24 protein-coding genes and 1 pseudogene are annotated in these 16,971 nt (G+C 54.4%); 11 read left to right on the top strand and 14 right to left on the bottom strand.

Annotation, left to right across the window (positions count from 1 at the left end; genetic code table 11):
* The first annotated feature begins 1,910 nt into the window (after positions 1-1,910).
* The 4 genes from BLM14_RS20530 to BLM14_RS20510 all read left to right on the top strand — a co-directional run bounded on the left by BLM14_RS20530 (position 1,911) and on the right by BLM14_RS20510 (position 3,518).
* Entirely contained in the window at positions 1,911-2,324 is a 414-nt protein-coding gene (locus BLM14_RS20530) for an N-acetylmuramoyl-L-alanine amidase (protein WP_100001757.1), read from the top strand.
* A complete protein-coding gene (locus BLM14_RS20525) occupies positions 2,324-2,599 on the top strand; it encodes a hypothetical protein (protein ID WP_100001756.1) in 276 nt (91 codons plus the stop codon). Before BLM14_RS20530 ends, BLM14_RS20525 begins: the two co-directional genes overlap by 1 nt.
* Positions 2,596-2,970, top strand: a complete 375-nt coding sequence (locus tag BLM14_RS20520; RefSeq protein ID WP_100001755.1) for a hypothetical protein — start codon at positions 2,596-2,598, stop codon at positions 2,968-2,970. The genes BLM14_RS20525 and BLM14_RS20520 overlap by 4 nt, the downstream gene beginning before the upstream one ends.
* Positions 2,971-3,137: 167 nt before the next feature.
* Positions 3,138-3,518, top strand: coding sequence for a hypothetical protein (locus tag BLM14_RS20510; protein ID WP_237143608.1), 381 nt, complete (start codon positions 3,138-3,140; stop codon positions 3,516-3,518).
* 444 nt (positions 3,519-3,962) lie between these two features.
* Here BLM14_RS20510 and BLM14_RS32725 read toward each other — a convergent pair whose 3' ends face one another.
* The 4 genes from BLM14_RS32725 to BLM14_RS20490 form a co-directional block, all read right to left on the bottom strand.
* Positions 3,963-4,274, bottom strand: a complete 312-nt coding sequence (locus tag BLM14_RS32725; RefSeq protein WP_100001753.1) for a DUF982 domain-containing protein — start codon at positions 4,272-4,274, stop codon at positions 3,963-3,965.
* A 104-nt stretch (positions 4,275-4,378) separates the two neighbouring features.
* Positions 4,379-4,669: a DUF1236 domain-containing protein gene (locus tag BLM14_RS20500; RefSeq protein WP_100001752.1), complete on the bottom strand. Its 291-nt coding sequence runs from the start codon at positions 4,667-4,669 to the stop codon at positions 4,379-4,381.
* A gap of 139 nt (positions 4,670-4,808) precedes the next feature.
* Positions 4,809-5,021, bottom strand: a complete 213-nt coding sequence (locus tag BLM14_RS20495; RefSeq protein ID WP_100001751.1) for a hypothetical protein — start codon at positions 5,019-5,021, stop codon at positions 4,809-4,811.
* A gap of 10 nt (positions 5,022-5,031) precedes the next feature.
* Entirely contained in the window at positions 5,032-5,283 is a 252-nt protein-coding gene (locus BLM14_RS20490; RefSeq protein WP_100001750.1) for a hypothetical protein, read from the bottom strand.
* Between the two features lie 209 nt (positions 5,284-5,492).
* On the opposite strand from BLM14_RS20490, the gene BLM14_RS31160 reads away from it, so the two are divergent.
* Entirely contained in the window at positions 5,493-5,660 is a 168-nt protein-coding gene (locus tag BLM14_RS31160) for a hypothetical protein (protein WP_157929564.1), read from the top strand.
* A 193-nt stretch (positions 5,661-5,853) separates the two neighbouring features.
* Here BLM14_RS31160 and BLM14_RS20485 read toward each other — a convergent pair whose 3' ends face one another.
* The 5 genes from BLM14_RS20485 to BLM14_RS20460 all read right to left on the bottom strand — a co-directional run bounded on the left by BLM14_RS20485 (position 5,854) and on the right by BLM14_RS20460 (position 7,863).
* Positions 5,854-6,036, bottom strand: a complete 183-nt coding sequence (locus BLM14_RS20485; protein ID WP_100001749.1) for a hypothetical protein — start codon at positions 6,034-6,036, stop codon at positions 5,854-5,856.
* A gap of 72 nt (positions 6,037-6,108) precedes the next feature.
* Positions 6,109-6,270, bottom strand: coding sequence for a hypothetical protein (locus tag BLM14_RS20480; RefSeq protein ID WP_157929563.1), 162 nt, complete (start codon positions 6,268-6,270; stop codon positions 6,109-6,111).
* Between the two features lie 83 nt (positions 6,271-6,353).
* Positions 6,354-6,623, bottom strand: a complete 270-nt coding sequence (locus BLM14_RS20475; RefSeq protein ID WP_100001747.1) for a hypothetical protein — start codon at positions 6,621-6,623, stop codon at positions 6,354-6,356.
* 261 nt (positions 6,624-6,884) lie between these two features.
* Entirely contained in the window at positions 6,885-7,556 is a 672-nt protein-coding gene (locus tag BLM14_RS20465; protein WP_100001746.1) for an SOS response-associated peptidase, read from the bottom strand.
* A gap of 52 nt (positions 7,557-7,608) precedes the next feature.
* Positions 7,609-7,863: a hypothetical protein gene (locus BLM14_RS20460; protein WP_133123909.1), complete on the bottom strand. Its 255-nt coding sequence runs from the start codon at positions 7,861-7,863 to the stop codon at positions 7,609-7,611.
* A gap of 116 nt (positions 7,864-7,979) precedes the next feature.
* On the opposite strand from BLM14_RS20460, the gene BLM14_RS20455 reads away from it, so the two are divergent.
* Positions 7,980-8,237, top strand: a complete 258-nt coding sequence (locus tag BLM14_RS20455; protein WP_100001744.1) for a hypothetical protein — start codon at positions 7,980-7,982, stop codon at positions 8,235-8,237.
* A 407-nt stretch (positions 8,238-8,644) separates the two neighbouring features.
* On the opposite strand, the gene BLM14_RS20445 is transcribed toward BLM14_RS20455, so the two are convergent.
* Positions 8,645-9,541, bottom strand: a complete 897-nt coding sequence (locus BLM14_RS20445) for a LysR family transcriptional regulator (RefSeq protein ID WP_162293215.1) — start codon at positions 9,539-9,541, stop codon at positions 8,645-8,647.
* Positions 9,542-9,695: 154 nt separating this feature from the next.
* Between BLM14_RS20445 and BLM14_RS20440 the strand changes: the two genes are divergently transcribed.
* The 4 genes from BLM14_RS20440 (at position 9,696) to BLM14_RS20425 (ending at position 13,399) form a co-directional block, all read left to right on the top strand.
* Positions 9,696-10,349 carry a hydrolase gene (locus BLM14_RS20440; RefSeq protein WP_100001741.1) on the top strand — a complete coding sequence of 218 codons (654 nt, stop codon included), beginning with the start codon at positions 9,696-9,698 and terminating at the stop codon, positions 10,347-10,349.
* 817 nt (positions 10,350-11,166) lie between these two features.
* On the top strand, positions 11,167-11,640 hold the full coding sequence (locus BLM14_RS20435; RefSeq protein ID WP_100001740.1) for a hypothetical protein: 474 nt from the start codon (positions 11,167-11,169) through the stop codon (positions 11,638-11,640).
* Between the two features lie 718 nt (positions 11,641-12,358).
* Positions 12,359-12,574: a transposase gene (locus tag BLM14_RS20430; RefSeq protein ID WP_133123908.1), complete on the top strand. Its 216-nt coding sequence runs from the start codon at positions 12,359-12,361 to the stop codon at positions 12,572-12,574.
* Between the two features lie 18 nt (positions 12,575-12,592).
* Complete coding sequence (locus BLM14_RS20425; RefSeq protein WP_100001738.1) at positions 12,593-13,399, top strand: IS1595 family transposase; 807 nt, start codon at positions 12,593-12,595, stop codon at positions 13,397-13,399.
* On the opposite strand, the gene BLM14_RS20420 is transcribed toward BLM14_RS20425, so the two are convergent.
* From BLM14_RS20420 to BLM14_RS31950, 4 genes and pseudogenes are all read right to left on the bottom strand, one after another.
* Entirely contained in the window at positions 13,396-13,857 is a 462-nt protein-coding gene (locus tag BLM14_RS20420) for a hypothetical protein (RefSeq protein WP_100001737.1), read from the bottom strand. The two genes, BLM14_RS20425 and BLM14_RS20420, sit on opposite strands and share 4 nt — an antisense overlap.
* 233 nt (positions 13,858-14,090) lie before the next feature.
* Complete coding sequence (locus BLM14_RS31955; protein ID WP_100001736.1) at positions 14,091-14,348, bottom strand: hypothetical protein; 258 nt, start codon at positions 14,346-14,348, stop codon at positions 14,091-14,093.
* Positions 14,349-15,049: 701 nt separating this feature from the next.
* Positions 15,050-15,388, bottom strand: a complete 339-nt coding sequence (locus BLM14_RS20410) for a hypothetical protein (RefSeq protein WP_100001735.1) — start codon at positions 15,386-15,388, stop codon at positions 15,050-15,052.
* Between the two features lie 165 nt (positions 15,389-15,553).
* Positions 15,554-15,673: pseudogene (locus BLM14_RS31950) on the bottom strand (LysR family transcriptional regulator); the annotation flags it as partial.
* Positions 15,674-15,806: 133 nt separating this feature from the next.
* Here BLM14_RS31950 and BLM14_RS20405 point away from each other — a divergent pair.
* On the top strand, positions 15,807-16,517 hold the full coding sequence (locus BLM14_RS20405; protein WP_244912483.1) for a DUF899 domain-containing protein: 711 nt from the start codon (positions 15,807-15,809) through the stop codon (positions 16,515-16,517).
* Positions 16,518-16,971: the final 454 nt, after the last annotated feature.

Below are 16,971 nucleotides of genomic sequence, written 5' to 3'. Positions count from 1 at the left end.
CGCGCGTCGTGAATGTTTGGTTCCAAAAAAATTTGGTAGGCCGCCGACTTTTTTGCAAGGGAGTCCGACCGCCGATGGGGGCGGCGGCCGGATGCTGACGATGGGCTTTTGGGATGGGGCGCCAGCCCTAAAACGCTGCGCCCGTATGGTTAATAAATGATGAAAGGCGGTATCATCACGGTTTAAATCCCGTTGGTGTACACCGACGAAGCTACGACCAGCATCATTGCAACGATGCTGAGGGATGAGAGGAATATGTCGGTGTTTGGCATGATTGCTTTGCGCCTACGTCATTTTATGACGGGGTCCGGGTCTCCTGCCACGCAACAGGTTATGCAGACCCTGCCATCAGCCCGAAGGCAGTTTAGTGAATAGTTGAAATCTGCTCGAAAGCCAACTCTTGAAACTAAAATGCCCAATCCACCAAACGCACCGCTAGGTAAAGCATCGAAAAGACGAGAAATATCGAGAGTGCAAAACCCATAGCCTTTTCCATCTTCGCTCCCGATGCCGGTCAAAAAGTGAGGCACAGGATGCCATTCTCATGGACGATACTGTGCCTCGATCGAGATAGTTTCTGCAAATAGCCCATGCTATCTCGAATTGGCAAACTCAATTGAATAGCGTTTGGTTCCGAAACCGTACCAAGTGGGGGCCGGCGTCTGTGGGCATTATATAGGGCGCCAGGCCCCGGCTGACCGAATGTCAGCAAAGCTCATACGTCAACATCCGGCATTTGGTTCCGATGCCATGACTCGTGAGGCTCGGCGCAAGGCATGGCAAACCAGTAAGTTACACCGAGCCTCGGCCGGAGAGTTGTGGGCTCCCGACATTGTTTCCAATGCCTGCAGCCAACACATGTTCCGGGTCTAGATTAAACTAGCTAGACGATGCAGAGGGCCGTCAAAACGTCCGCAAAAAAAGACGGTGAGCTGAGAAACCCACCGTCAGTTGGTGAGCCCGGCGGCGCCGTGAAACTGCCAACGGGGTTCAGCCGACCTGGATATCGGCAGCCTAGGAACTTCATTTTTGTCGATTTGTTCCAGAAGTGGGGCCCAGACTGCAAGGTTTGATCGTTGACGATACTGAGCCCCTGTCGAGACTGTTTTTTGGAGGCTTGTCCAACGCTGGTCTCGGCAATAGCAAAACGCGTTTCGGGAGTGTTGGTTCCAGAAAAGTGAGGCTTGGCCTCATTGCGTTTGTGGAAGAATACCTTTCAGCCAAGCCTCTGCTGGCAGGGGGGTGCCAGCGGTCCATTTTACTCTCAATTTACGGGAATTTAAATCAAAATACCGCGCACGAAGGCCTCCTGAAAGGCTCGGCGGAGTTGGTTTGGTGTGGGCACACGCCGAGCCTATGCCGTTGCGGCATGGTAAAAATATGAAATGATTTCTGAGGGATAGCAATAAATCTTGCGTTGTTAAATCGAGCTATGACCAAAGGCACTGAACGAGGCTTGGTCGTCACTCGCTACCAGACGATTGTTTCAACCAAGCCTCGACTGCTCCGAAGAGTCAGCGGTTCAAGTTTTACCCGATAAGCGATTAAGAAAGGCTTGGCCCGCGTTGAGAACAACGGGCCAAGCCTCATGAAGCCTGGTCTAATCTACTTGCCCAAACGGCCACGCTTCGGCTGATGACGGAAATAATCAGCGGAAATACAACGCGCACTGATGGATTAAAGTTCCGGCATCATCGGAATAATTAAGGCCCGATCTACCAGAACGCAAAATACCGGTAAATCGGGCCTTCGCTGACCGGGGGATCAGTCCTTCCACGATACTTAAAAAATCAAGGTTTGTGCAATGCACAATTTCCTCGAGGCCGCGCTTTGGCACGCCTTCGAACTGACGGCACGAATGATGCTGCTGCGCTTCGTGCGGCGCTAAATTACCATCACAAGGAAACACCATGCGTCCAATCAAAGAATTGATTTGGCATTGCACAGCCACGCCCGAAGGCAGGGAGGTGTCAGTCGCCACCATCCGTCAGTGGCACAAAGAACGAGGCTGGTCAGACATCGGCTACCACAAGGTCGTGCACCTTGACGGCACTGTCGAGGACGGCAGGCCAGAAGCAACGGTAGGCGCCCATACGTCGGGCCACAACACAGGCACGATCGGTTATGTTTATGTCGGCGGCTGCGATGCCAAGATGAACCCGAAAGACACCCGCACCGACGCCCAGAAGAAGGCGATGCTTGCGCTAACGCGGCAGGCAATCGCGAAGTACGGACTGAAGAAGGTATCGGGCCACAACCAGTATGCAGCGAAGGCCTGCCCGTCATTCGACGTTCGCAAGGATCCGATCGGAAATTTGGTGTGATGGCTGTCCGCGGTGAACTGCCGCCCAAGGCAAGCCGCACGTTCTCAAAGTGGATGGTAATCGCAAACTGCGCTTTGGCGTGGGGAGCAATCTACGCATCTATCTTTTGGGCGCAAGCGGCGTTCGTTGCGCTTGGCGGCTTCGCAATGGTGGCCGTCCTTGGTGCCGGATACATGGGCATTGGGCATCGCGACTTGCAACTCCTGATGGGCGCGCTAACGCCATCCTCGGTCGCCTATGCGCCACAAGAACCTCCAGAAGGCGAGGGGCAATGAAGTTTCTAGATACCCTAACTGGCGGCTACGGCACGCTCATTGCCTACGGGCCCGCCGCTGCTCTTGTGGTTGGCGCATTCGGCTACACGTACCACCTTGGTGGCAAGCACACCGAAGCCACGTGGACTGCGAAATACTCCACCCTCGTCGCCAACTACGCGGCGGCCGCACTGGCTGAAGGCACGCGCCAAGCCAACGCAAACGCAGACGCTAAGGCGCGTGAAGCCGTGGTCATTGCGACGATCGACGCCCAGTCGACCGCACTCCAAGAACTACACAGGAAACTAAAAGATGAAGCGAGTAGAGACCCTACTGCTAGTGATGATTGCCTTAACGCTACTGCCAGGCTGCGCGTCAATCAGGTCAGGTGATGTGGCGCCGGCACCCAAACCGCAACTTGCACAGGCGGACGGCAAACTGACGGAGCCCTTCGCCGAGCCAGTCGATGCCACCAAGGGTAGGGCGGAAGACCTGTGGATTCAGGACCGCATTGCGCTCGTCGAGTGCGGCGCCGGTAAGAAGGCGCTGGTTGGCTTCTATGCTGACCGTGACGCGCGACTTATGGGAACACGAAATGACCGGACCCGAACTTATGGCCGCAATCGGCTTCTTCATCATGTTGTTCGGCACCATTGCCGGCGTATCGCGACGAGTGGAGAACAAAGTGGACAAGGCCAAGAAGGAAGCGATGGATACCGCCAACTCAGCATCGCTCAAAGCAGACCTTGTGTCGGCTCAACTTCAGGAGCACCGCCTTCACGTCGCGCAGGAATATGTGTCAAAGGCTGGCAATCGAGAACTGATGGACCAAGTGATGGACGCTATTTCGGCCGTTCGTCAATCCGTCGACGGGCTATCAGGCAGAGTGGATCGCATTTTGGAGAACCAGGCCAAAGGGAGTGCAAGACCGCGGGCGTAAACAGCAAACCCGTTCGTCAGACCAAGCTGATTTGTCTTTCAGAAAAAAGACGGTGGGTTAAGCACCCACCGCCAATTTGGTGAGCCCGGTGCAGCCGTGAAACTGCCAACGGGTACAGCCGGCCTGGTTACCGGCAGCCATAGAAACCCTAAACTTTATGGCTTGTTCCGCGCCGCAAAAAAAAGGCTCGGCGGAGCTAGACGGGGGATCTTCGCACTCGACGCCGAGCCATGCTGTTTAAGGGGGCGCAGCACATCAAAGATATACGCCGATTTCGAATAGTTAACAATAAATCCGCCGTTAGAATAGAGGTGCAAGTGAGGCCTGACGATTTGACGGGGTTGGTCGGCCAGGCCTCTGTTGAAGGGGCACTCCAACGCGATTAAAACTTGCACCCATGACAAACGTTCCCGGTGTGTACAGTTGCGGACACGGGCGCCGCGGCTAGCTTCGCCTCGGCTTGCTCTTGTACCAGCGCTGGGTTTTACCGGTTGCTTCCGGCCGTGGCATAGTTTCCATAAAGATGCCAGCCTCTCGCGCCGCCTCGACGAATGCCACGCGGGCAACGGCGGCCGAGCACTCGCCTGCCAGGCACTTCAGGAGGATTGCCTTGCAAATGTAGAGTTTTGGGCCCGCTACCTCGTCGGGCCATTGCTCCAAAATGTATTGCGCAGCATCGTATGCGGAGTTGATGTGCACCGTCGTGCCGTGTTGCAGGACCGAGACAATTGGGAAAGACCTGTAATCTTCATACATAGCCCGGAAACGGTATCAGAGGAGGCCGGTTCCGGCATTCATCCCTTAGAGCTACCATGGATTGTGCCCGCAGCAGCGATGGCGGGCACAATCCTGTCACGGTGTCATTGCGCCAGATATACTACCTTGCGGTCCTTCTTCGTCACGATAACCGGTTGCTTGTCAACATAGACATAGGCGTAATCCGGGCTATCTGGGATCGGTACCAGCTCGACAGTGTCGGGCACGACCGTCCCAATCGCCACGTCACCTTCAATCACTACGGGGTCCGAGGGGTGAGCGATTACATAATCCCGTGCCGGCTGGGGAACTTCAATGATGACTGCGTCTTGCGCAAAAACGCTGCCTGAGGCGGCGAATGTCAGGGCTGCAAATGCGATCAGAATACGTTTCATGGTTATCTCCCTCTGTTTGCCCTTCTGGTCATCAGAACTGGAAACAGCGGGTATTGGTTCCACAGTCGCTTTGCGTAAGTATACTGTGTCCGCAAGGGGAGCCTACTGGCGGGTCATGGGGCAGGGCGCAGCTAGGTGATCACTCTTTTCTAATGATCTGGCCATCATGCATGTCAAAGATGCCATTCTGCCCGCCCTGACTGTTGAAATCACGCTCGAGTTCGCGCCATGTACCCAGATAGGTACCGCACGAACTGCAATGGATTGGCGTACTGAGGGTCACGTCGTCCGGGATATCAAGGTAAATGGTCCCGCAGGCTTTGCAATCCAACTTGTGATCCAGGCGTTCCATTCCGTTGACCTCATGAAGCGATGCTGTGTTCGCGCTCGCTCGCGATGCTGGTCACAGTCAATTCCTTCTCTACCGCTTTAGCGATGAGCAGTTCATCACGTAAACCCTGGTCAAAAAGCTTCATCACCGTTCGCGCGAGACGGTTTGCGTGTTCGTGGGAGTGCGGACAACAATCAAGCGTCAGCGACGCCTTGGCGTGGGCGCGCTGCATCAGTCCCCAATCTTCGGGTGAATAGGAATACTGGCTGAGTAAGTGAAGCATGGTGTTCTCCCCTTTAGCGTTAAGGCGGGAGCACGTTCCATCTCTCAAGCGTCAGCGGCCAAAAGCTGCCTGACGACCGTTTGATTGTCCGCCAGTAGACACTATGAGTCAATCAATTCCCATTTACCGAACAAATTCGGGTGCTTGCCATCCGCTGCCGCGGAACCTTTGCCGCTGGTGGTTGTTTTGGCCTCGAAGGGCGACCAGGCATGGACGACAAAGACGAGAATCCAGAAACCGTGAAGGTGGTCAGGGAGCAACTGAACCGACCAGCATACAGGGATGCGCTGCGCAGTCGCTATAAGCCGATAGGTAAGGACGCAATTTCAGACGATCTGCTAAAGCGGCTGGCCAAGAGAGAGAAGCCCAAAGAATAGAGAGCAGTGAATCAACTCTCTCCGTCGCTTTTGTGCTCGCTGCAGTACCATTCCTGACCATAGCGCTTTTCAAAGCCGAATGCTCCCCACGACTTGCAGCCGAGATGCATACAGTAGTGCTCAAATAGCCCGGCTGGAGCCTTTTCCATATGTTCCGGATAGGCTCGCGGTGGCAGAGGACATGGTTCGTCGCTCATTTGTCATTGCGCTCAAGAATGGCTTCTATCTCGGCGATCCTCCGTCTAAGGCCATTAACCCCCGTTTGATTGCCAAGCGCATTTATGAAGAAGATCTGACTGCTTTCGATCGCGGCAAGATCATCTCGCAAATTCGACAGCTCTATCCTAAGCTCCTTCATTGTCTGACTGTCGCCCATTCTCCCTCCTAACCTGAAGTTATTTCAACCCATTGTGTTAGTCCTGGCCCTCGGGAGGACGGTGTGAGGCCGTCAGTTACCTTTTTTCTTCAATTTCCTCAGTTCCGTTTCCACGGATAGCAGCACATTTTGATGCATCGCCAGGGCGGTGTCATCCGCAACCTCGATCATTGCTGCCAGAACCTCTTCCTTCGTCCATCCCGCCTCAATGGCATCTCCCAACAGTTCAAGCATTCGATCTTCGATTGCCAACCGGCAGTCGCCACGCCGTCTCAGATCGCGGTTGTTCCGTATTGGGGGGAATATCTGCCGTTTACTCATTTTCCAATCTCCCTCATTGATCGAGCAATGGCCAAGCCAATACGCTCATAAATGGGAAAATACTCCAGATGGCGCTCATCCCATTCGGCCGGTGATAGGTCGGTGTCGCCGTCAAAAGCCGAACGGTTCTTCAGGTCAAGCAGCAACTCATCAATGTCATTGGACGTTATTTTCTCGCCAGTCGCCATCGCCAGAAATAAATACTTCATCCAATATTGCGTGGCTCTGAGTTCGATCTGCATTTCCTCGAACAATTCCATTGTCATTCTAACTCCGGGACGTCGCCCGATTGAAACAAGATTGTCGGCGGCCCATAGGTGCTAGTGGCAGGATCAGCATCACGACTCCATGCCAAGACGCCAGCGCAGGTTGCGGCTAAGTACCGAGCCATATGAGTGGCTTCTTCCTCGGTGTTGAACTGCATCGGATCATATGCCGGCAGAAGTCGACCACCGTCAGTACGAGTGAATGCAACTACGACGATGAGGCGAGCGGGATTGGCCATCTTGTAAAGATTGCCTTGCTGTTCAGAGCAGCAAAGGTTGTTCTTCTGCGTTGTCGCTGTCAAGCACAACCAACGCTTCATCGGGCAGGGGTCTTTGCAGCTTTAATGCTTCCTCTGCCGGCGCATTCATCCAAACGTCAATCTCCTCCGCGGTGCGCAGTATGACAGGCATGGCCTGTTCGTGGATTGGCTTGACGACGGCATTCGAAAATGTCGTCAGAAACGCAAAGATATCGGCCTGTATCGGGCCCTCCTTTTTCTTCCGCACACTGTACCAACTCGTCCAAATTCCCGCGAACCAGAACAGCGGTTTCTCATCGTTGAGCGCAAACCAGTAGAGCGGCTTTTTCTTCGTCACCGGATCCGGAACCTTGCCATATTCGGCAAAGCTAGTCAGAGGAACAACGCAGCGATTGGCCGGTCCTATCCAAGGCGCCCAATGGGCGGATTTCGGATTGCGGATGTTGGTCACGCCGTAGTCGACTTGGCCTTTGAGGTACTGCGGCGGTGTCGGCATGCCCCATCGGGCTATCGCCAGCTCGCGGTCTCCATTCGCGTCCTTGCGGCCAATTGGGGCGGGATAGTCCGGGAAGACATCCATCTGTGGCGTTAGGCGATTGGTCAAATCGTTGATGGGCAGGAACAACTGCCGCATCGCTTCAAAGGTCGTGGTGGCGTTATAGAGGTTACACATGGGAATAGATGATAATTGAACGGACAGCCGACACAACCTGCCAGGCCTCGTATTATCTAGGCGTTCCCTGCAATAATGCCTTCATTTGCGCGACATTGTTCGCAAACTCCATGAACTCGTGGCGCTCCATTGGATAGTACTGATAGTTACCACTAGCGATCCCAGCGAGGACAACATAATGCTCGCCCGATTTCTCCTGTTTCAAACGCAGGGATACGGTGCAATTGCCTCCCTGAAGGCCAGTATCAATTTGGTGCAGGACCTTGCCGGAAAGCGTCATTTTCAGTGATCGGAATATTCCAAACAATTTGAACTCTCCCCGGATATGAAATTTTGATAAGTGCCGATTCCAGCAAGCTTTGCAACATTCGATCTCGCATCATTGATCTTGACTCTATGGGAATATGTTCTCATTTTGTTCCTATGACAATCACAATCCGCACATTGGGGCAGGCCGCCAAATACCGCATGTTTTTGCAGGTATGCTGCCGCAAGTGCCAAAAGGAAACGACGTTCTACGCGCCGGACTTGCTCGAGGTATGCAATCCCGAGTGCTTCCTGGTGGAGTTGCCCTTCCGCTGTGACCGCTGCGGCGCCCGAGCGACCGATGTCATGGCGTTTGAAGATGACCGCGACCGCGTCAACAAGAAGCGAACGGTCTGGCGACCGGTGCAGATGTAGCCATGGCGGCGGATGGCGCCACTGTTGGTGACATGATCGACCGCGGCCATTCTCTCTGGGCGCATTGCTATTCGCGCGATTGCCACCATTCCAGTCAAATTGACCTGACAGAATTGGCAAGACGGCTTGGCCGCGACCACGCGGCTATGCGCGAAGACCTGGTACCAAAGTTTCGATGCTCGGCGTGTGGGTCAAAGGACGTGGGCATCACTTCGACGCCTTATTAAGGTCGGGTAGCTTAGTTGCTTCAAATTTGAACGTGTTAAAGCAACAGGATTTTACTTTCTTATGGTGTGTTTCGGCCCTTTAATATGGCGAGACTGGACGGTCTTTCCCAACCGACCAGGTTTCCGTGCTCGGCATTCGTCATCCCCTTCGTGATCCAGACCATCATAGTGATGCATCACTCAGACAGGAACAGCTCCCGCGAGATGCGGAGCAGGTTCGCAGTACTCAATCAGCAATTCGGTGAGGACCCGTATTTTCCGTGCGGGATGCTGACCTGGCGGGCGGATGACATATGCACCGGCCGGAGGCGGTGGATAATGCGTCATGACCGGCATGAGCGCGCCGGAGGCCACATATTCATGGGTGAGGCAATCGGGCAGGTAAGCGATCCCGAGTCCTGCTGCCGCGGCGGCGACTAGAGCAGTTCCGTTGTCGGCCTTAAAGCGCCCCTGCGGACGAACCGTGATGATCTGGTCGCCATCCATGAGTTGCCAGGCTTCGGTTCCCTGCATGAGGGCTTCATGAGCGACGAGTTCCTCCGGCGTCTCTGGCGACCCATGCTCCTTGATGTAATCCGGGCTTGCGACAAACTTTCCATAAATCGCTCCGACGCGTCTTGCGATCAAGTTGGAGTCCGGAAGATAGCCAACTCGTACCGCACAATCGTACCCCTCTGTGATCAGATCGACGAAGCGATCACTGTAGCAGGCGTGGATTTGGAGCTGGGGATGGCGTCGCGCCATTTCCGCGAGGATGGGAGCGAAGTGGGTCTGTCCGAAAGAAAGCGGCACAGCAACTCGCAAGCGGCCACGAAGGTCACCGGCGGGTAGGATCGTTTCCTTGGCCACCTCGATCTCGGCGCAGACTCTGGCTGCATAGTCTCGGAATGTAGCCCCGGCTTCTGTGAGAGCAGCCCCGCGGGTGGTTCGTGCAAGAAGCTGGACGCCAAGTTCCGCTTCAAGCCGGAAGAGCCGACGACTGACGATCGACTTGGAGACGCCGAGCCGGAGCGCGGCGGCCGAAACTCCCCCAGCATCAGCAACTTCTACGAATGTCCGTAGCTCTTCGATATCCAATTCCGCGTTCCCCATTGCGCGACACAGCTTGTCAATTAAGGGTACTACCGCATCAGACATGGGAACGGCAATACTAATGCCAGGCAACATCGCCCCCTGGCGCATGTCTCCCCGTAAACCAACCTCACTTACAACGGCAACATAGGATGTAATAATGACGTTTCGTAACGGCCTTGACTCGCTTCTCCGTCCCGAAGACTCCGTACTCGTTCTGATCGACCACCAGCCTTACCAGCTCGCGAATCTGAACAGCCACGATCCGCAGGCGGTGGTCAACAATTCGACCGCCTTGGCGAAGGCTGCCAAGGCCTTCGGCGTCCCCACCATCCTAACGAGCGTGATTGCCGATCGGGGCGGCCTCCTCTTCCCTCAGATTACGGATGTTTTCCCTGGACAGGAGGTGATCGACCGGACGTTCATCAACACCTGGGAGGATAAAAAGGTGGTGGACGCGGTCAAGGCGACGGGCCGCAAGCAGCTGATCATCGCGGGCCTGTGGACCGAGATATGCGTCGCGATGCCGGTGATCCAGGCGCTCGGCGAAGGCTGGGATGTGACGGTGATCACCGACGCCTCGGGAGGGACTTCGGTCGAGGCCCACGAGGTCTCTATCCAGCGCATGATCGCGGCGGGCGCGAACATGATGACCTGGCTGGCGTTGGCGTCGGAATGGCAGCGCGACTGGGCACGGACCGAGCACGCCGCAGCGTTGACGGACGTGCTGAAGCACCACGCCGCTGGAAGCGGCATCGCGTTCCTGTGGGAGCAGCAGCTGCTCAACACGCCATTGCCTAGCAACGCAGGATGATCTGTGCGGGGGTGCAGAGGTTTTCGAGCGACGCGTTGCGAAAAAGCGATTGCGTATCGAACCTCATCATCCCCGCTCAATAGGAAGGCCGTCATGCTTGGATGCGCGCGACCGGAATGATCCACGCCACTATCCGCGCAGCTTTCTTCACGCGGAGGTCTGCGGCCAAACGCGATGGCGGCACGAATGTACTTTTAGGCTAGAGCAGACATTACTTTGACCCAATTTAGACGGGTCGAAAGCCTATCGGACCACAACAAGTATTGCCCCACGTCCGGCTGCCGTGACAGCCAGCGGACATCAATAATCCGGTGTGCAGCTGCTCCACCGAAGTATCCTCGACATAAAGGATCGCGCTAAAACTGGGTGATCAGTCGCCTGTTGTTCTAGGAAATAAGCTTCAACGGCGGCTTGTCACCTGTCAAAATCCGGGTTTCAATTGTATGGACTCGGTTATCTCCCGACGTGCTCGGCTTAAGATGATTTGGGCCAGTCGTTAAGCGCCGAAACAATCTGAGCGAGAAGTCTGCTGAAGCGAGCTCGAGTTCCACCAATTGTGCGTTAATCCGGAATTAGGTAGCAAAAACCACCAATCCTACATTAACTATATGAAAACTAAAAATATTCCTTAGCTGCTTAGCCATGGGGTTAGGTGGAAAAATATGCCACATTTCTCAGGTTGGCAAAAATTGTAACTTCGCAAACGACTCGAGACAGACGATTAGATGGTCAATCAGGCTGGTTCCAAAAATGACAGTTGCATTGCTGGCGATAACAGTAGGTCTTCTATGAGCACTTACGAGTTGCGAAGTTAGCAATGCTCCGCAATTTCTTTATTATATTGACTTTAGTTTTAGTGTCGTTATTCATATTCTCCATGCTTCATGTAGAGAAAAGTCTTATTGCTTCAAAATTAAACGCTTCATATTTTGAAGAAAAAAATGTAAGTGAAATTATACTTGGAGAGTGGGACATTGTCTGTCCAATTACTGAAACGACAAGGCCGAGAAATGTACTCTCAGAACTCGGTTACGGCAGTTTTGATTTTTCCAAGAGGGGCAATGTTAGCCGAGATATACTTTTTGATGGTGAAACCGGGCTTGTTCTGATCAATTTACGTGACCTCACCTACTCGCTCTTCCTCGTATTCGACCGAGATAAGATTGAGATCATTCCAAGTTACGCGAAGGGTAAGCATGTTTGTTGGCCCTATTCCTCCGCAACCTTGGTAAGAAATAGGATATCAACTGGCAATTGGCTTTACTTATCGCTCTTGGGCGCAGGGCAATGACCGGCTGAGGACGAACCTACAACAGGCAGGTCAGCGTTTATTGGAGAATCAAACGGCATGGCTTATTTTTCGACAATGCAGCAACTGCCACCGTTGGTTGCCTCGATAGTCTATTTTTCGTTTGTCGCATTTCGATCTGGAGCATTACTTAAACTTTGCATTCTAATTAACTTAATCGCACTGCTTGTTATTTTATATATGGATCCTGTTGAGGGTAGTGGGTTTCGTCTTAGTGTGAGTGATACTGGTTCAATGCTATTTTATCTGATGCGAACGATTCCCTTGTTGCTGGCGTTGACTGTATGTGCCCTTTCAGTAATGTTTTATAGAACATACTTGTCGTATGTCTGTATTGCGAGCGGCTTGCTTAGTTTAAGTAATTCTTTCTGGATTGTATCGTTAGACGCAGGTGTAAATTAGACCCATTGCGCATTAACCAAACGCATTTTTCCCGATCGACTCTCGACACGAGATCTGGCATAGAGCCCGCATGTTCAGGATGGCTCGAATACAGCGCTGATACGCCTGCGGTGACCTAAGTGTCGCCGACAGAAACTGTGCGTCTATTGCGAGCCAGAGGAGCCTGAACATGCGCAATCATATCCATATCCTGTCTGCCCAATCACCGCTTTTGACGGTCTTTCGCACGTCTGTCCCTCGTCCCGAGGCCGGGAAATATGCGGCTATTTTGCCGACCGAGCCTGGGAGGGACTGAGCAGTGGCTTCGTCCAAAGATCAACCAAAAGGGCAGCATTTCCTGCTCACACCGGAGTGCCGAACGCTCACGTTCATGGGCCTTGCGAAGATTCGCGAGGGGACTGCCTATAAGTGGTTCATGCGCATGCGCTGGCCCGAAACGGACGGAGAACCCTATTGCCCTGGTTGCGGGACGCTGCGCTGCTATGCCATGACCCGCGGGCGCTTCAAATGCTAGGCAAAGGAATGCAATGCCGTGTTCACGGTCACGTCGGGCACGGTATTCGCGTTCCGCAAGCTCAGCTTCAAGAAGATGGTCATCGCGATCTGGCTGTCAGTGAACTCGGTCAAGGGCAAGGCGGCGCTACAGCTGTCACGCGAACTTGGCGTTCAGTTCAAAACGGCATGGGTATTGCTCATGAAGCTGCGGGAAGCGATCGCTTCGCGTCGGGATACCATGATGCTCGGAGGGGAGATCGAGATCGACGGCAAGTACGCTGGCGGTCACATTCGTCCTAAGAACAAGGCAGAAGACCGCATCGATCGCCGCAAGGCAAAGTATCAGAACCACAAGCGACTGTGCGCGTTGGCGCTGCGTGAACGTGGACTTGGGCGGCCTGGCCAGACGTTCACCCGCATCATCTATGATGAAGACAGCGATGCGGCGTGGGCTGCCGCCAGGGATCACGCCTTGAGGACCGCCAAAATCCTCGCCGACGAGCACAAAAGCTATGACCATCTCACAGGTTTGAATAAGCTTGAGCGCGTCAATCACTCCAAGGCGTACCAGACCAATGACGGCATCAACACCAACCAAGTCGAAAGCTTCTTTTCGCGGGTGCAGCGCGCCTACATCGGCATCCATCACCGTTTTTCACTGAAGTATTTCGATTGGTACATCGCGGAATTAGCCTGGCGTGAAGACGTGAGGCAAACCTCGAATAAGAGCCAGTTCTTCGAGGTACTCGGCCGTGCGCTGACGCGGCCGACATCGCGTTACCTGTGCGGATACTGGCAAGGAAGAAAGCCACCCGATCTCATCTGGAAGGGGGACGCAGCCTAAGCTGCGATTTCCCAGAGATATCTTTTACTATCGAACATCCCCGCGTGCCGTACGCGACCCTTTTTCATCAACTGATCAAGTGTCGAGGACAAGCGGGTGGCGACGCGGCCAGTTCTCGCGTCTCCGTGGTCGATCCCAAGCTTCTGCAGGAGTCTGACGGCGCAGTCCGCAGTCGTCAGCGGTGCTGCGGCTTCCCGCAGGATTTCAAGAAGTGCATTGGTTGGCTCGATGCTACGCAGCAACGCATCGATTTGAACAGTCTCAGGCGATTTCTGGCGCTTATTGCGGATTTTGGTCCCCGTCCCAGAACCTGCGGGAACATAACTTGGTTCATAGATCGCGATGACTTGATCCAGTGCGCCCATCTGGGCCTCCAGATTTGCTTGAGCCTCTCGGATTTCGACCAGCCTGTCGAGAATCTCGCCTCTTTTTCGTTTCAACTCTACCGTTACATACATTCAGCATCGCTCCTGATCTGCTAGATCAAGGCTACGCCATGCTGGGTTCTAAATCTGGTGGTTTTTGCTACATAATTCCGCGTTAATCAATAGTCACCCCACCAACGGAGCGGTCAAACCACTCTTTTACGCGGGCTGATTTTCGTCGCGCCGATGGGCTGAGAGGCGCCTGAATTCTAAACCGCGACTGGCGTCAGCCAAGGCTGATCGGCCGCTGCCCAAGTCTCGGTATTTCAAACAGTCGAGTTAATTGGAAACATGTCTTCCCCATAGTGATGAAGGCGAGTGTGATGTCGTCGGCATAGCCAACGGACGTGCAGTGGCTCATCGTATCGATCGTGATGTGCGTCGACAGTTTCAATACCACAGACTTCACAGGTCTGTTTTTCCAACTGGCCAGCGTTCAGCGCTCGCTGCACCGCCAAATGCGCATCATATTTTTTCGGGTTCGCACGACGCCAATATGCCTGCCTTGTATCACTCTGGATCAATATATTAGGTCCTTGTCACGTAGTTCGAGCTTGGCAAAAGTAACATCAAACTCGTTCGCAAGATATCCTACCCATGACGTTGGGAGCGTTTCGCTTGGGGCCGGATTACCGACCCTGGGCATAGGCGCCGTCGCCTAGGGTGGGATGCTGCGCTCCAAGCCAAGAATCACGCAGTAGCCTATCGAACGTGAAAACCGTTCTCCGGGCAGGGGTCTGCCCATCGACAGCATCGTTGTCACAAGGAGCCCTGCAATGGGCAAGCGCGTAGCAATCCAGGAAAACCTCGTAAGTTCCTAGAAACTCCGAAACTTCGAAAACTTTCGGGGGAGGCTGGTAGCTAAGGCTCGTTTCGAACGTTCCCCCCAAGAAGTCGCGACCCGCAGGAAATCATTAGCATCGGAAAATTCCTGGCCTAACTGGGTTGTCTCAACTCAATCGACACGCAGACTGTATGGATACCATCAAGGTAACAATTAGTGCAACGAAGGCGCTTTCTTGTCGTCTGGGAATGATGGAGTTGGTGGCGCGCAGGAAGCGCACCGACCGTCCAAGGCCAGTGCGCTTGATCGGTAGTGAAAGCTCGTTTCGAACGTTCCCTCCCAACTAGGAATATGCGAATTCGCGATCAGCAGGAAATCATAAGCGTCGGAAGATTTATCGCATAGCCGAGGGGCTATCGGTTTCAGAACGACCTCCAAGTTTCAAGCTCGGAGACGCTTGATACGTCTGCCGATCAGCCTTCCTACAAGGCAATGGAAAGCAATTGATGCAGCGGGTAAAAATCCGAGGGATAGGAACGAAAATATCACGAACCATTGAGCAGCGCCGCCGCTGTCTCTACCTGACCCATCGTCAAAGAACACAGGCAACATCAACAACATTAAGAAAACGCCGAAAGCTCCAAGCGCGTCGGCTAATTTAGACCAGTTGGATATCTTCACATCATGATAGGACCAAACGGTCGCGGCTATAAGCAAGGGGACATAGTGCACCGTCATTAGGAAGGGCGAAATACCAACAGCATCAAGAAAATCGCCCATGAAATCTAAACTTTCCTGGCCCACTTATCATCGCCAACGTGTTTAGATGAGCAATGGTCCTAGTCACGCCAAACGGCAATACTCTAACAGGAAACGATGTGAACCGTTTCTTAACCCGATGGACTGTCGAGAGGCTTTGATTGCAGCAGCAAAGGAGGCTGGCATAACCGAGCCATGGGTGATGCCGAGAATCTCGGCGGCGGCGGTAAACGAGCCTGCATCGGCCGCGGCGAGCAGCGCGTTGAGTCCATCAAGTGGGGGCAAAGACTCTGAGATGTGCATCATATGCACAAGAAACCATCGAGTTGCGCGCTAGGTCAATGGCGTCGATCGTAGTACTCTCACCATCTGATTTCCAGGCCAACCTGTCTCTCGATCTCCAGAGGAGATGCACCGCGACACCCGCCAAAGGAGCAGAATGATGACAAACCACCCGACCGCAATGCAGACGCCACCGATCGTATCGCCGGAGGAATGGGACGACGCGCGCGAGCATTTACTCGTCAAGGAGAAAGCCCTGAGCCGCGCGCGCGATGCTCTGGCTGCCGAACGTCGGCGAATGCCGTGGATGGCCGTCAATAAGGATTACGTGTTCGAAGGTCCCGAAGGCAATCTGAGCCTGCTCGACCTGTTCCAGGGTCGGCGGCAATTGATCGTCTACCACGCTTTTTTCCAACCGGGCGTGGGCCGCTGGCCAGAGCAGGCCTGCATCGGTTGCTCTATGGTGGCCGATCAAGTCGCCCATCCCGCCCATCTCAACGCCCGTGACACAAGTCTCGCATTCGTCTCGCGCGCGCCACATCCGGACATCGAACGGCTGCAGGCGCGGATGGGCTGGGAGCACATCCCCTGGTACTCTTTGACCGACGATTTCGACGCCGACTTCGGCGTGGACGAATGGCACGCCACAAACGCGTTCATTCGAGACGGCCAACGCGTGTTCCGTACTTACTCCACCACCGGCGGCCGTGGCGACGAGCAAATGGGGAACACCTGGAACTATCTCGATATCACTGCACTCGGACGTCAGGAGTCGTGGGAGGACTCACCCAGGGGCTATCCTCAGACCCCTCCATACGATTGGTGGGTCTGGCATGACACCGGGGAGACGGAGCCTGATCGAGACTGACTGGAAGGCGCCGGATGCCGGAGTGGACGCGTTCCGGAACTGCGTCGATGCGCAAGTGGAGGAGAGAAGAGATGAACGAGGTTCAGACCGATCGATGGCCGACAAGAGGATTGGGAGGACTCGCCGACCGGCTGGCCGCAAGAATGGGGTGATAATGGCCAACATCCCTTTCGCATCGACGGACGCCCCATCTCCCAGTGGCCGCGCTTGAGGGTGGGCCATTCCGACGATTTAAGCCCTAACAGGCGCTGACATTGACCGACCGCAAGACTGGAATGCGCAAGGGGCTCGCAGCACGACTCGCGTTGCTTGAGGCGGAGAAGGAGCTGACGCCGGCAGCGATGAGTGGGCGCGGTGGCGTCTTCTATGCGGAATACGAGGTCAGCGCTCCCATGGTTAGTCGCGCCAGATGACCGCTTTCGGGATCGGCCTCCTGCCTGCTCAACGACCAGAA

This window comes from Phyllobacterium zundukense (assembly GCF_002764115.1).
GTDB classification, from domain to species: Bacteria; Pseudomonadota; Alphaproteobacteria; order Rhizobiales; family Rhizobiaceae; genus Phyllobacterium; species Phyllobacterium zundukense.
This window is presented reverse-complemented; position numbering and strand designations above follow the sequence as displayed.

Excerpts from the sequence above, each read along its gene's own strand:
- BLM14_RS20455 (WP_100001744.1), top strand. The coding sequence starts at position 7,980 with ATGACAATCACAATCCGCACATTGGGGCAGGCCGCCAAATACCGCATG.
- BLM14_RS20475 (WP_100001747.1), bottom strand. The coding sequence starts at position 6,623 with ATGACAATGGAATTGTTCGAGGAAATGCAGATCGAACTCAGAGCCACG.
- BLM14_RS20420 (WP_100001737.1), bottom strand. The coding sequence starts at position 13,857 with ATGTATGTAACGGTAGAGTTGAAACGAAAAAGAGGCGAGATTCTCGAC.
- BLM14_RS20440 (WP_100001741.1), top strand. The coding sequence starts at position 9,696 with ATGACGTTTCGTAACGGCCTTGACTCGCTTCTCCGTCCCGAAGACTCC.
- BLM14_RS20485 (WP_100001749.1), bottom strand. The coding sequence starts at position 6,036 with ATGGGCGACAGTCAGACAATGAAGGAGCTTAGGATAGAGCTGTCGAAT.
- BLM14_RS20510 (WP_237143608.1), top strand. The coding sequence starts at position 3,138 with ATGCTGACCGTGACGCGCGACTTATGGGAACACGAAATGACCGGACCC.
- BLM14_RS31160 (WP_157929564.1), top strand. The coding sequence starts at position 5,493 with ATGGACGACAAAGACGAGAATCCAGAAACCGTGAAGGTGGTCAGGGAG.
- BLM14_RS20465 (WP_100001746.1), bottom strand. The coding sequence starts at position 7,556 with ATGTGTAACCTCTATAACGCCACCACGACCTTTGAAGCGATGCGGCAG.
- BLM14_RS20490 (WP_100001750.1), bottom strand. The coding sequence starts at position 5,283 with ATGCTTCACTTACTCAGCCAGTATTCCTATTCACCCGAAGATTGGGGA.
- BLM14_RS20480 (WP_157929563.1), bottom strand. The coding sequence starts at position 6,270 with ATGCTTGAACTGTTGGGAGATGCCATTGAGGCGGGATGGACGAAGGAA.
- BLM14_RS32725 (WP_100001753.1), bottom strand. The coding sequence starts at position 4,274 with ATGTATGAAGATTACAGGTCTTTCCCAATTGTCTCGGTCCTGCAACAC.
- BLM14_RS20405 (WP_244912483.1), top strand. The coding sequence starts at position 15,807 with ATGATGACAAACCACCCGACCGCAATGCAGACGCCACCGATCGTATCG.
- BLM14_RS20495 (WP_100001751.1), bottom strand. The coding sequence starts at position 5,021 with ATGGAACGCCTGGATCACAAGTTGGATTGCAAAGCCTGCGGGACCATT.
- BLM14_RS20525 (WP_100001756.1), top strand. The coding sequence starts at position 2,324 with ATGGCTGTCCGCGGTGAACTGCCGCCCAAGGCAAGCCGCACGTTCTCA.
- BLM14_RS20435 (WP_100001740.1), top strand. The coding sequence starts at position 11,167 with ATGCTCCGCAATTTCTTTATTATATTGACTTTAGTTTTAGTGTCGTTA.
- BLM14_RS20520 (WP_100001755.1), top strand. The coding sequence starts at position 2,596 with ATGAAGTTTCTAGATACCCTAACTGGCGGCTACGGCACGCTCATTGCC.
- BLM14_RS20530 (WP_100001757.1), top strand. The coding sequence starts at position 1,911 with ATGCGTCCAATCAAAGAATTGATTTGGCATTGCACAGCCACGCCCGAA.
- BLM14_RS20410 (WP_100001735.1), bottom strand. The coding sequence starts at position 15,388 with ATGGGCGATTTTCTTGATGCTGTTGGTATTTCGCCCTTCCTAATGACG.
- BLM14_RS20500 (WP_100001752.1), bottom strand. The coding sequence starts at position 4,669 with ATGAAACGTATTCTGATCGCATTTGCAGCCCTGACATTCGCCGCCTCA.